The 12,978-nt window shown below is 67.3% G+C and carries 12 protein-coding genes; 4 read left to right on the top strand and 8 right to left on the bottom strand.

All coding sequences use genetic code 11. From position 1 onward, the window contains the following. Window positions 1-10: 10 nt before the first annotated feature. Complete coding sequence (locus ACFCV3_RS37560; protein ID WP_376038850.1) at window positions 11-223, bottom strand: sulfurtransferase TusA family protein; 213 nt, start codon at window positions 221-223, stop codon at window positions 11-13. Continuing rightward, the gene (locus ACFCV3_RS37555) at window positions 220-1,335 is read right to left on the bottom strand and encodes a cysteine desulfurase family protein (RefSeq protein ID WP_376038847.1); all 1,116 of its coding nucleotides are present in this window, start codon (window positions 1,333-1,335) and stop codon (window positions 220-222) included. The genes ACFCV3_RS37560 and ACFCV3_RS37555 overlap by 4 nt, the downstream gene beginning before the upstream one ends. Window positions 1,336-1,429: 94 nt before the next feature. Between ACFCV3_RS37555 and coxB the strand changes: the two genes are divergently transcribed. The 4 genes from coxB (at window position 1,430) to ACFCV3_RS37535 (ending at window position 5,843) form a co-directional block, all read left to right on the top strand. After that, window positions 1,430-2,323: a cytochrome c oxidase subunit II gene (gene coxB, locus ACFCV3_RS37550; protein WP_376038845.1), complete on the top strand. Its 894-nt coding sequence runs from the start codon at window positions 1,430-1,432 to the stop codon at window positions 2,321-2,323. 86 nt (window positions 2,324-2,409) lie between these two features. Then, a complete protein-coding gene (ctaD, locus tag ACFCV3_RS37545; RefSeq protein ID WP_376039006.1) occupies window positions 2,410-4,104 on the top strand; it encodes a cytochrome c oxidase subunit I in 1,695 nt (564 codons plus the stop codon). Further along, complete coding sequence (locus tag ACFCV3_RS37540; RefSeq protein ID WP_376038843.1) at window positions 4,101-4,496, top strand: cytochrome c oxidase subunit 4; 396 nt, start codon at window positions 4,101-4,103, stop codon at window positions 4,494-4,496. Before ctaD ends, ACFCV3_RS37540 begins: the two co-directional genes overlap by 4 nt. 114 nt (window positions 4,497-4,610) lie before the next feature. Continuing rightward, window positions 4,611-5,843: an Ig-like domain-containing protein gene (locus ACFCV3_RS37535; protein WP_376038840.1), complete on the top strand. Its 1,233-nt coding sequence runs from the start codon at window positions 4,611-4,613 to the stop codon at window positions 5,841-5,843. Here ACFCV3_RS37535 and ACFCV3_RS37530 read toward each other — a convergent pair. From ACFCV3_RS37530 to ACFCV3_RS37505, 6 genes are all read right to left on the bottom strand, one after another. Then, a complete protein-coding gene (locus ACFCV3_RS37530) occupies window positions 5,840-6,616 on the bottom strand; it encodes an FG-GAP repeat domain-containing protein (RefSeq protein WP_376038838.1) in 777 nt (258 codons plus the stop codon). The genes ACFCV3_RS37535 and ACFCV3_RS37530 overlap by 4 nt on opposite strands. After that, the gene (locus ACFCV3_RS37525) at window positions 6,616-9,048 is read right to left on the bottom strand and encodes a hypothetical protein (RefSeq protein WP_376038835.1); all 2,433 of its coding nucleotides are present in this window, start codon (window positions 9,046-9,048) and stop codon (window positions 6,616-6,618) included. The genes ACFCV3_RS37530 and ACFCV3_RS37525 overlap by 1 nt, the downstream gene beginning before the upstream one ends. A 44-nt stretch (window positions 9,049-9,092) precedes the next feature. Then, the gene (locus tag ACFCV3_RS37520; protein ID WP_376038833.1) at window positions 9,093-9,596 is read right to left on the bottom strand and encodes a hypothetical protein; all 504 of its coding nucleotides are present in this window, start codon (window positions 9,594-9,596) and stop codon (window positions 9,093-9,095) included. A gap of 55 nt (window positions 9,597-9,651) precedes the next feature. Then, complete coding sequence (locus ACFCV3_RS37515; RefSeq protein ID WP_376038830.1) at window positions 9,652-10,287, bottom strand: response regulator; 636 nt, start codon at window positions 10,285-10,287, stop codon at window positions 9,652-9,654. After that, on the bottom strand, window positions 10,284-11,234 hold the full coding sequence (locus ACFCV3_RS37510; RefSeq protein ID WP_376038828.1) for a sensor histidine kinase: 951 nt from the start codon (window positions 11,232-11,234) through the stop codon (window positions 10,284-10,286). Before ACFCV3_RS37510 ends, ACFCV3_RS37515 begins: the two co-directional genes overlap by 4 nt. Before the next feature lie 62 nt (window positions 11,235-11,296). Beyond that, entirely contained in the window at window positions 11,297-12,976 is a 1,680-nt protein-coding gene (locus tag ACFCV3_RS37505) for a cytochrome bc complex cytochrome b subunit (RefSeq protein WP_376038825.1), read from the bottom strand. Between the last annotated feature and the right edge of the window lie 2 nt (window positions 12,977-12,978).

Raw genomic sequence — 12,978 nt, 5'->3', positions numbered from 1 at the left:
GCGGAGTGTGTCAGCTGACCCGCCGGACGACATACGTATTTTCGGCGGCCGACACGAGCTCCTGCGACCGCATCCGGCACCAGGCCGGGATGTCCGTCGCCGCGGCCGGGTCGTCGGCCAGCACGGTCACGGTCTCGCCCACCGCGACAGCGGGTAGCGCCTTGGCCAGTCTGATCACCGGGAGCGGGCAGAGCAGCCCACGGCAGTCCAGCTCCACGTTCACATCCCCACCTCCGCCCGGATCCGCGCCACGATCCCCGGCAGCACCCTGCAGAACCGGTCGATCTCGCCGTACGTCGTCGTCCGGGCCAGCGAGACCCGGACATTGCCGTGGGTGAGCACCCCCATGGCTGCCAGCACATGTGACGGTCGCAACGTACTCGACGTACAGGCGGAGCCGCTGGACACGGAGAAGCCCTCAGCGTCCAGTGCGGTGACCAACGCCTCACCGTCCACGTAGAGACACGAGAACGTGAGCACATGCGGCAGGCGGTCCTCCGGGTCACCCACCACCTCGACATCAGCGACGTCCGTGGCCACCCGCTGCCGGATCTCCGCGATCCAGGCCCGGTGCTGCCGGTCCAGCTCCGCAGCCTCAGTCAGCCGGGCCTGGAGCGCGGCCGCGGCAGCCAGCAGGTTGGGAACGTCAGGGAACCCGGGGGAGAGGCCGTCCTCCCGCTCGTCCATCGGCCAGGCCGGAGCGATCCGGGTGCCCTTCCGAACCGCCAGCAGCCCGACCCCGGCCGGACCACCCCACTTGTGAGCACTTGCCGTCAGCACCGACCAACCCGCTGGCACAACATCCCGTCCGACCGACGCCGCCGCATCAACGAACAGCGGCACGCTGCCGCATGCCGCTGCGGCAGCCTCTAGAGGTTGCCGCGTCCCCACCTCGTGATTGGCCGACTGCAGCACCGCCACCGCCACTCCGGGCTGCCGCACCGCCTCCGCGAACGCCTCCAGGTCCACCCGGCCCACCATGTCCACACCGACCTCCACCCCCGCCTCACCAGCGGTGTGCAGTACGGCGGAGTGCTCCACCGCACTGTGGACGACAGTCGGGCCGACGCGCCGCCGAGCAGCCAGTACGGCGGACAGTCCGCTGTGGATGGCCGCCGTACCGGAGGTGGTCAGGTAGAGCTCGTCAGGGCGCACTCCGACGCCTTCGGCAAGCACCGCCCGGGCGTTGTCCAGCAGCAGCCGGGCCGTCCGGCCCTCGTGGTGCAGGCGGACCGGATCGGCCCACCCGGAATCCACTGCCGAGAGCAACATTTCCCGCGCGGCCGGATGCAGAGGCTCCGCCGATGCGGCGTCGAGGTACGCACGCTCATTCACAGGGGAAACGCTAAGGGCTACCTATGCGCAGGACGGCGTTTGGTGTCCAGTAGTGTTTGGTCGTCAGTCTCACTTGGGAAGGGAAAGGCGCCCCGTGGGTTCGAACGGCACGTCCGGAGTGGAGGAGCGCATGGCAGGTCCTGCCCGCGCCACACGTCCGGCGAAACGACGGCTGCTGGCCGCCGCGGCAACGGTGCTCGGCACCGTGCTGCTGACCGGTTGCTCGTCGGAGACCACTGAGCAGTGGAAACGACTCGGTCTCCCCGAGGCAGCCTCGGACCGGACCGAGGCTGTCCGCAGCCTCTGGATCGGCGCGTGGATCGCAGCTCTGATCATCGGCGTCGCGGTGTGGGCCCTGATCCTGTACGTCGTGGTGCGCTATCGCAAGCGCAACGACGAGGCACCCAAGCAGGTGCGGTACAACCTGCCGCTCGAGGTGCTCTACACGCTGGCCCCGTTCGCGATCATCGGGGTGCTCTTCTTCTACACCGTCGAGCACGGCAACCAGATCACCCGGATGTCGGGCACGCCCCAGCACACGGTGAACGTGGTCGGCCAGCAGTGGCAGTGGACCTTCAACTACAAGGAGCAGGTCAACGGGCAGGAAGGCGTCTGGGAGACCGGCACGCTGGACAAGCCCGCGGAGCTGTGGCTGCCGGTGAACGAGTCGGTGCACTTCGACCTGACCTCACCGGACGTCATCCACTCCTTCTGGATCCCGTCGTTCTACTTCAAGCTCGACGTCATCCCGGGCCGGACGAACAAGTTCGAGGTCACGCCGACCAAGACCGGGACGTTCGCCGGCAAGTGCGCGGAGCTCTGCGGGCTCTACCACAGCCGGATGATCTTCTCCGTCAAGGTGGTCACCCGCGCCGAGTACGACCAGCACCTCAAGGAACTGGCCGACCGCGGCCAGACCGGTGCCGCCGTCGGCGGCCAGGACGCGACCACGATTCCCGGTACCGGTCAGCAGGAGGGCCACAAATGAGCGGCTACGCCGAGCGCACCGGCGCTGTCGGGAGCAGCACCGCGCTGCCGAGGCGGCGCAGTAAGGGCCAGCTCGCGGTCAAGTGGATGACGACGACCGATCACAAGCTGATCGGCCACATGTACCTGATCACGTCGTTCGCCTTCTTCCTGATCGGCGGCGTGATGGCGCTGCTGATCCGGGCCGAGCTGGCCAAGCCCGGTCTGCAGATCGTGAACGAAGAGGTCTACAACCAGCTCTTCACGATGCACGGCACGATCATGCTGCTGCTGTTCGCGACCCCGCTGTTCGTCGGGTTCGCGAACGTGATCATGCCGGTCCAGATCGGCGCTCCTGACGTCGCGTTCCCGCGGCTCAACATGTTCAGTTTCTGGCTGTTCCTGTTCGGCGGCCTGATCACGATCAGCGGGTTCTTCACCCCGGGCGGCGCGGCCGACTTCGGCTGGTTCGCCTACGCCCCGCTGTCGAACGCGGTCCGTTCGCCGGGTATCGGCGGCGACCTGTGGATCATGGGTCTGTGGATGGCCGGTCTGGGCACCATCCTCGGTGCCGTCAACTTCGTCACCACGATCATCACCATGCGCGCCCCCGGGATGACGATGTTCCGGATGTCGATGTTCACCTGGAACATCCTGGTGACGTCGATCCTGGTGCTGATCGCCTTCCCGATCCTGGCCGGCGCGCTGCTGATGCTGGAGGCGGATCGAGCCTTGGGGGCTCACGTCTTCGACGCCGCGAACGGCGGTCCACTGCTCTGGCAGCACCTGTTCTGGTTCTTCGGGCATCCAGAGGTCTACATCATCGCCCTGCCGTTCTTCGGCATCATCACCGAGATCCTCCCGGTCTTCAGCCGCAAGCCGCTGTTCGGCTACATCGGCCTGGTCGCCGCGACGCTCGGTATCGGCATCCTGTCGGTGGCGGTGTGGGCTCACCACATGTTTGTCACGGGCGCGGTGAACCTGCCGTTCTTCTCGTTCATGACCTTCCTGATCGCGGTCCCGACCGGGGTGAAGTTCTTCAACTGGATCGGCACGATCTGGGGCGGATCGGTCTCGTTCGAGACCCCGATGCTCTGGTCGATCGGCTTCCTGACGACCTTCCTGTTCGGCGGCCTGACCGGCATCATCCTGGCCTCGCCGGCCCTGGACTACCAGCTGTCCGACTCGTACTTCGTGGTCGCGCACTTCCACTACGTCGTCTTCGGCACGGTGGTGTTCGCGATGTTCGCCGGGTTCTACTTCTGGTGGCCGAAGATGACCGGCCGGATGCTCGACGAACGCCTCGGCAAGCTGCACTTCTGGCTGCTGTTCATCGGCTTCCACACGACGTTCCTGGTCCAGCACTGGCTGGGCGTCGAGGGCATGCCGCGGCGCTACGCGTCGTACGGGGCGAACGAGGGCTTCACCACGCTGAACGAGGTCTCCAGCGTCGGTGCCTTCGTGCTGGGGCTGTCGATGCTGCCGTTCTTCTACAACGTCTACAAGTCCCGCAAGGCGCCGCTGGTCAAGGTCGACGACCCGTGGGGCTGGGGCCGCTCGCTGGAGTGGGCGACCAGTTCGCCGCCGCCGCGGCACAACTTCGACAGGCTGCCGCGGATCCGGTCCGAGAGCCCGGCGTTCGACCTGCACCACCCGGAGCTGGCGCTCGCGGAGTACCCGGCCAACCGGGCCTCGGCGGACAACCTGCTGGACGCCGGTGAGGACCAGGGCCGGGTCGCCCTGCTCGAGGAGAACGTGGCCAAGGACGACGCGGCCATCAAGGAAGGGAAGGACGGCGCGTGAAGGTCGAAGCCTGGGTCTTCGGGATCCTGAGCGTGTTCGTACTGGTCGTCACGCCGATCTACTGGCTGATGTCGGAGGACCCGACCGGGACCACCGCGCTGGTGATGACGTTCTTCCTGGCACTGCTGATCGCGTTCTACCTCAGCATCACCGCCCGCCGGATGGACGCCCGTCCGGAGGACCGCAAGGAAGCCGAGATCGTGGAGGGCGCCGGTGAGCTCGGCTTCTTCCCGCCGCACTCGTGGTGGCCGCTGTTCTGCGCCCTCACGCTGTCGGTGGTCGTCCTCGGCCTGGTCTTCGGCTGGTGGCTGTTCATCGCCGGTTGCGCGATCGGGATCGTGACGCTGTCGGGCTTCATCTTCGAGTACTACCGCGGGGATCACGCCCACTAGTCGTCGAATCACCGATGAGAGCGCCGTCCGGCCAACCGGACGGCGCTTTCGTGCGTCTGAGGAACGACGGGTTACGCTGGGCGGCGGTTGACGGATACAGGGGAGAACTGGGGAATGGTGAGCAGGAAACACGGCCTGGCCGTGGTGGGAATCGCGGCGATGCTGCTGGTCGGCACCGCGTGCAGCGACACCGAGGGCGGCGGTAACGCCGGCCCGGGAGCCACGCAGAGCAGCAGTACGCCGGGAGCGTCCACGACCCCCGGTACTTCGGCAACACCCTCGGACAACCCGGCTGCGGCCAATGTGGCGGTGGTCCCGGCCAAGGGCGCCAAGGGCGTCGCGCCGGACAAGCCGGTGACCGTGACCACCTCGGCGGGCACGATCAAGTCGGTCACGCTCAAGGACGACGACGGTGACACCGTCGACGGCACCCTGAACGCCGAGAAGACCCAGTGGACCGCGGGACCCGGGGTCAAGCCCGGTGCGACGTACACGCTGAGCGGTTCGGCCGAGGGCACCGACGGCGCGAGTGTGCCGATCTCCTCGACCTTCAGCACGCTGAAGGCGACCAAGAACCTGAAGGCCTCGGTCGTCCCGCTGAACGGTGAGACCGTCGGCGTCGCGCTCCCGATCCAGATCTACTGGAACAACCCGGTCACCGACCGGGCCGCGGTCGAGAAGCGGCTGGAGATCAAGACGTCGGTGCCGGTCGAAGGCAGCTGGCACTGGGTGAACAACAAGCAGGTCAACTACCGGCCGAAGGCCTATTGGCCGGCCGGTACCAAGGTCACGGTGCTGATCAAGACCGCCGGGGTGAACGCCGGTAACGGCACCTGGGGTGCCGCCAGCCGCGAGATCAAGTTCGCGATCGGCAAGTCGGTGGTCAGCAAGGTCGACGTACCGAAGCACACCATGACGGTCACCATCAACGGCAAGCTGGCCCGCACCATCCCGATCACCGCCGGCAAGTCCGGCTTCACCACCCGCAGCGGGGTGAAGGTGATCATGGAGAAGTTCGCCACCAAGCGGATGGACGCCCGGACCGTCGGCATCAAGCCGGGCGACCCGGAGTACTACGACATCCACGACGTGAAGTGGGCCCAGCGGGTGACGAGCTCCGGCGAGTTCATCCACGGCGCCCCGTGGTCGAGCGGCAGTCAGGGCAGCGCCAACGTCAGCCACGGCTGCGTCGGCATGAGCCTGGCCAACGGCCAGTGGTACTTCAACCAGACCCTGCGCGGCGACCCCGTCATCGTGACCGGCACCAAGCGGTACATGACGGCCGGCAACGGCTGGACCGACTGGAACCTGCCCTACGAGAAGTACAAGCAGGGCTCGGCGCTCTAGAGGGCCATCAGGCTCGCATCCTGCCAGCCGCCGCCGGCGGAGTAGCGAGCCTGGGTCCATGGATTGCTGGTCGTGGCGCCGTTGTGGGGATACACCCACACGGCGCCACTGCTGTCACGGACAGTGATGTCCAGCCGTCCGTCCCCGGTCACGTCCTGCAGCAGCATCACGTTGGCCAGGCCCCAGCCGCTCCCTGCGCCGATCTGAGCGCCGGTGGCGGTCACATGGATGGTCAGGTTCCCCGAGCCGTCCCGGGCCACCAGATCGGCCCGTCCGTCGCCGGTCACGTCACCGACGAGCAGGGCGGTGGCCGAGTTCCAGTTCACTCCGACACTGAACGGTCCGGTCCAGTTGGCCGCCGTACCGGACTTGCCGTTGTGCGGGTAGGTCCACATGCTGCCGTCGCGGAAGCGCGCCACCAGGTCCGGCTTGCCGTCGCCGGTCAGGTCGCCCATCCCGATCCAGTCTGCGATGTCCCAGCCGGTGAGGCCGGTCGCGTACGGCGGTTTCCAGCCGGCCGCGTTTCCGGTCAGCCCGTTGTGCGGGTAAACGTGCAGGGTCTGGTCGTTGCGGATCGTGACCAGGTCCGCCTTGCCGGTGCCGGTCGCGTCGGCCAGGAACATCACCCGGACGATGTCCCACTCCGTCGTGTTGGTGTCGTAGGAGGTCGTCCACGGATTACTACCCGGCTGCCTGTTGTGCGGGTACACGAAGAGCCGGCCGCCGCGGCGGATCACCATGTCGGCCCAACCGTCGCCAGTCACGTCGATCATCAGTTGACCTCCGTTCCGTTGACGACCAGCCGCTCGAGGCCGGGGACCGGTGGGCGGTGGACCGTGATCTTGGCCGGGTTCTGCGCCCAGCTGGTCGAGTGGGTGACGTTGAGGGTCTTGCCGTCCGCGGACAGCCGGAAGCGCAGCGACATCGGCCCGAACAGGGTGGGCATCTTGTCGAACACTGTCTCGGTGTCCTTCGAGATCCAGGCGAGCGGACAGATCCGGAGCAGATGCAGTTCGCCGGCGGTCACCGCGTCGTCGATGACCGCGTGCCGGGCGGCCCAGGTGATCAGCGGCTGAGTGAAGAGCGTCCCGTACATCCCGTGCCGGTGCTCGCCGGAGATGAACGTGTCCGGCGAGATCGCGCCGGTGAGCAGGCCGTACAGCCCTTCGAGGAAGTGCGGGCGATCGCCCAACTGCCAGCTGTGGAAGAGGTTCCAGCTGTAGCAGGGCTCACCGCTGCTCTGCTCGTGGTCGAGGACGACCCGGTCGAGCGCGGTGTGGTGCGCAGGATCGAAGTTGGCCACGTTGGGACCGACCCGGAAGAACTCGACGAACGACTTCATCAGCGGATCGTCGGCGGGGAGCAGATCGGCATAGACCGACATCAGCGCGCCACCGTCGAACGCCTCCAGATCCGGCCAGGCGCTCTCGTTGCCGTAGAACTTGCTGGGCAGGATCGGCTGCTTGACGCCGTTGGGATCGGTCCAGCGCGGGGCGGTCGCGGCCTCTTGGCGGAGTGTGTTCACATACGTGGTCCGGAAGGAATCGGCGAGCTGCGCGAACTCGGTCGCCCGCGGGTGCGAGATCTGCTGCAGTAGCTGGACCGCAGTCCGCAGACCGCGGTGGATCCAGGCCTGACTCGAGACCGCTTGCTGGACCTGGGCGGTGTCGTTCGCTTTGCCCGGGGGCATCAACCCCTTGACCGCCTCGTGGCCCTGGTACCGACAGGCCCGCTGGATGAACTCACAGGCCTTCACGATCGGGGTCAGCCAGCGGTTCAGGAACGCCTGGTCCCGGCTGAGCAGCACATGCCGGGCCGCCGCCTCCAGGATCGCCCCGTGGTCACTGAGCCAATGGAACGGCTGGAGCTGCGGCGGGGTCGCGAAGAAGCCCTCATACGAGAACTCCTTGTAGTCATCACCCGGCGGCTCCACCGTGCTCTGGACCGCCAGATACAGCTCCAGATGCGACGCCACCACGTCGTGGTAGCCGAGCAGGTCCAGGAACATGTGGCTGACCATCGAGGTCGGCGTACTCCACAGCATGTCGTAGCCGTAGGAGCCGGACAGAAAGGTGTGCTTGCCGGTGTCCGGGCTCTTCTCGCCGATGATCTCGGCCAGCTGCACACTGCGACGGAAGAACTGGTCGACGTAAGGCTCCGGCGTGCTGATGGTCGCGGCGGTGGCCGGCTTCTTCGCCCAGTACGTCTCCGCCTGGGCGAGAGCACCGGCGTACCCGAGGGCGAGCTCGGCGTCGATCTCGGCGCGCGGCTGGGGGAGCATCGGCACCAGTACGTCGACGTACGCGCCCTTGCGCGCCTGGATCACCACCTTGAGGTCGTACACCCCGTTGGCCCCGGTCAGCGTGGTCGCACCCGGCACGCTGACTGCCATCCGGACCAGTCCGGCGCTGTCGAAGACCCTGGCGGGTACCGGCTCCGGTCCGGGGTTGAAGACCTGCTCGATCCGCAGACTGGTGTCGAGCGGTGCTGTGGACGGGATGACCTCCATGGTGACGAAGGCGTCCTGCTGCTGCGGCGGATCGATCCGGTGCTTGATGTACGCCTTGCTGAGCCGCAGAACAAAGGTGAACGACGCAGGTGGCCGCACCTCACTCACCTGCTCGATCGAGAACCGCGTCCACGCGTAGATCGGCTCCAGCGCAGTCTGAACGTCAGGGGCACCGCGCAGATGCGCAAACACCGACTGACGCAGTACGACGCCCTCCTGCCGCCGGTGCTCGGTCCACAGCACCGGCGTGTGCTTGTCCTGCTGCCAGCCCTGGATGCCGACCCCGAAGTCACCCTTGTAGAGGTAGTACCGCCCGGTCGGCATCGGCGGAATCGTGCCACGGTCCGGCATGACGGGAGTGACCTGGAAGTCCTTGCCTTTGTAGCCATCCAGGTACGGCTTGGGCTGGCCGACCGGCAACGCCACCGCCGGCTGGCACACCATGGTCCCGTTGTAGAACATGTCGAACCGGAACAGGTGCGACTTCCACCCCACCGGAGTCCAGACACCCCGCTGCGGCGCCCACCACCGCAGCGCCTCCTGCACATTCGGCTCACCGATCACACCGACCACCTCAGCTTGCGCCACGGCCGGTGCAGCGGGCGCGGCGGTCGCCGTACTGGTGGACGTCAGACCGGCAGCAGTTGCTGCACCGGCCAGCTGGAGAGCACGTCGTCGAGACACTTGGGGCGGCATGGCGAAATCGTTCGCCAGGTCAGGACCAGGCACAAGCTGTTTCGTCAGCGCCGTAAAGCTGAGCCTGAACGGCGGTGCCAGTACTGCCAGGTGAGCGCGGCCAGGAGCGGTCCCCACACCGCCATCGGCGCGTAGGCGAGCAGCTGCACAGTCGTCGCCGTACCGGCCGCCATCTCGCTGTCGAACGTCGTACCGGTGATGGCTGCCACCGGCACGCCGACAGTCCAGACCGCGATCAGCCCGAGCGCACCCGCAGCAGCCGGTACGACGGCGACCAGGCGGGGGACCGTCTCGCCCCAGCGCTGGATGAGGCCGAAGGCGAGCAGCGCCAGCACCTCGCTGAGAACGCAGAGGAAGGTCAGGTAGAGCCCGCCGTGCAAAGTGTCCAGCTCGGACCTGCGGATCCAGCCGGTGTCATAGCCGACCGGAAAGCCGACGATGATCCCGATCCGCCAGAGCGCGGAGGGAAGGGTGCAGAGGGCAATGATGTGGGCGGCGAGGGGAGCCCAGGCGGGTACGCCGGCCGCATGGCGAAGGTAGGAGTACATGTCTCGACCGTCTCGCGAGCCAGTCGCCCAGCCCACGTGCCGATCGGCACATCTTTCAGGCGCGCTGTGACCAGACGGCAGCGGCAATCCCGACTCTGTTCCGGGCACCGAGCTTGCGCTGGATGGCGGCCAGGTGGTTCTTCACAGTCCCGGGGGAGAGCACCAGTTGCTCGGCGATGTCGGCGTTGGTCCCTCCATCGGCCACCAGCTCCGCCACCTCCTGCTCGCGAGCCGTCAGCGTCGCCCAGCGCGGGTCTCCAGGCACCTCACGGATCCGGCTGAACAGGCGCGTCGTGAGCTGCGGGCTGATCAGTACGTCACCGGCCGCCGCGGCCCGGATCGCCTCAACCAGCAGCGCCGGTCCGGACCGCTTGAGCACGAACCCGGCCGCGCCGTTCCGCAGCGCGGTGTGCACGTACTCATCCAGGTCGAACGTCGTCACCACGATGACCTTCAGCGGTTCTGCGACCTGCGGTCCCGCGAGCTGCTCGACCACGCTCAGCCCGTCGCCCTTCGGCATCCGAATGTCGGCCAGGCACACGTCCGGCCGCAAATGCAGCGCCTGCGCGACAGCCGACGCACCGGTCGCCGCCTCGGCCACCACCGTCATGTCCGGCTGCGCGTCGACCACCGCCCGGAACGTCTGCCGGATCGCAGCCTGGTCGTCTGCGAGCAGCACCCGGATGGTCATGGCACCACCAGCCGCACCTGCCAGCCGGCCCTCTCCGCAGGCCCGGCGTTCAGCGTGCCACCCAGTGTCTCCGCTCGAGCCGCGAGCATCCGAAGCCCACTGCCAGGTTCGCTGTTCGCCGGCCCGGAACCGTCATCGGCGACAGTCACCTCAACTCCGGTCGTGCCAGCCGCAATCGTGATGCTGACTTCGGTGGCACTCGGCGCATGCTTGCGCAGATTGGTCAGACACTCGGTCACCGTCCGGTAGACCAACGCCGCCACATCCGCGGTCAGCTGCAGCCGGCGAGGAGCCACCAGCACCGCCCGAGGCCCTGGTACGGCGTTGAATCGGGCAACCAGCTCTGGCAACGCGGCCAGGTCTCGTCCAGCCTCGGTCGGCACACTGTCGAGGTGCAGCGCCCGCACAGTCGCCTCCAGTGATTCCAGGGAGCGGAGGCCGGCCCGTTCGATCGGTTCGAGGACGTCAGTCGCCTCACCCAGATACCGTGCGGCCTGGATGCGCGCTACCACTTCACTGAGATCGTGGGCCACGTAGTCGTGCAGCTCGGCCGCGACCGCCAGCTGCCGACGGTACCCAGCAGCCTGCTGAGCGGCCTGACGCGCGCGCTCCAGCCCGCGCAGCGCCAATCCGAGCAGGGCCGCGCTGGCGCCCGCCGTACCCCAGAGGCCGACTGCCAGCGCCTTACCGCCCGCGCCCAGCGCAGGCGTTTCGGAGTACCGCAGAACCATCACTGCGAGAGCTATCACCACGATGGGCGTGACCAGGATCGGCCGCGCGGCCCACCGCGTCACAGCGAAGGCCAGCAGCAACAGGGCGACCGGCTCGGCGACGGCGGCGACGTCCGGGTCACCATCCAGCGGCGGCAGCAGAACGGTGGCCAGCAAGGACCCCAGCCCCGCGACCGCACCTGTCACCGCCAGCCAGGTCCGTGCGCTGAGTGCCACGGCACGGATCCTAACGAAAAACGCCCCTGCCGAAGCAGAGGCGTCTTTCGGTGTTACTGCGTTCAGTGCTTGTCGGGCGTGACCTCGTGGAAGGCTTCCGTGTCGGTCAGCTCGTGCACGTCGTCGTCGTGACCGTGCGAGTGCGCGTCCTCGATCTCCGCCGCGGTCGGCTTCTGCACCGCGTCCGCGTAGTAGAAGCGGCTGAGCTTGGCGCGGACCTTGTTGAGTGCCCGGCGCGGGGCGCGAACCCCGTTGTCGTCGGTCTCCGGGCCCACCTCGTACGGGACGAGACGGTCGTGCGCGGTGAGCTCGTAGGCCTCGTACTGCGAGATCGGCGTGTGCCGCTCGGAGTAGCCGCCGTCGGGGGAGCGGACGATGATGCCCGACTCCAGACCGTGCAGCAGCCGCTCCTGGTCGGCGCGCTGCAGCGAGATCGCGATCCGCCGGGTCACCCAGAAGGCGAGGACCGGGCCGAGGAACACCGCGAACCGCAGGAACCAGGTCACCTTGTTCAGCGAGACGTCGAAATGGGTGGCCACCAGGTCGTTACCGCCACCGATCCACAGCAGGCCGTAGAAGGTGATGAAGGCGGCACCGATACCGGTCCGGGTCGGCACGTTGCGCGGCCGGTCCAGCAGGTGGTGCTCCCGCTTGTCGCCGGTGATCCAGCTCTCGATGAACGGATACAGCGCGACCAGGGTGACGAACGCCGGTGGTATCAGTAGCGCCGGTATCAGCAGGTTCCAGCTGAGTGTGACGCCCCAGAAATGGGACTCGAAGCCCGGCATGATGCGGACCGAGCCTTCCAGCCAGCCCATGTACCAGTCCGGCTGCGAACCCGCCGTCACCTCGGCCGGGTTGTACGGACCGTACAGCCAGACCGGGTTGATCTGCAGCAGCGCACCCATCAGGGCGGTGATGCCGAACACGACGAAGAAGAAGCCACCGGCCTTGGCCATGTAGACCGGCATCAGCGGGTAGCCGACGACGTTCTTCTCGGTCCGGCCGGGACCGGCGTACTGGGTGTGCTTGTGGTACACGACCAGGAAGAGGTGCGCCGTGACGAGGGCCAGGATCAGGCCCGGGATCAGCAGCACGTGCACGGTGAAGAACCGCGACACCATGTCGTCACCCGGGAACTCGCCGCCGAAGATGAAGAAGCTCAGGTAGGTCCCGATCACCGGGGAGGCCTGGATCATGCCCTGGGTGATGCGCAACCCGGTCCCGGACAGCAGGTCGTCGGGGAGGCCGTAGCCGATGAAGCCCTCGATGATGCCGAGGAACAGCATCCCGAAACCGATCACCCAGTTCAGCTCCCGCGGCTTGCGGAACGCTCCGGTGAAGAAGACCCGGAGCAGGTGCACCATCATCGCGGCGATGAACAGCACCGCCGCCCAGTGGTGGATCTGCCGCATCAGCAGACCGCCCCGGACGTCGAACGAGATGTCCAGCGTCGAGGCGTACGCCTCGGACATGTGCAGGCCCTTGAGCAGGCTGTACGAGCCCTGGTACTCGATCTCGGCCATCGAGGGCTTGAACCAGAACGTCAGGAAGACGCCGGTCAGGATCAGGATGATGAAGCTGTACAGCGCGATCTCGCCGAGCATGAACGACCAGTGGTCCGGGAAGACCTTGCGCAGGTTCTTCCGGCCGATCTTGCCGATCCCCAGCCGGTCGTCGACCCACTTGACCGGGCCCGGAAACTCCGCCGTGGCGGCAGGCTTTTCTTTGGTGTCAGACACTG

The sequence above is a fragment of the Kribbella sp. NPDC056345 genome (genome assembly GCF_042262745.1).
Classification (GTDB): Bacteria; Actinomycetota; Actinomycetes; order Propionibacteriales; family Kribbellaceae; genus Kribbella.
Note: the sequence above shows the minus strand (reverse complement) of the source record. Positions and strands in the feature narration are given on the sequence as shown.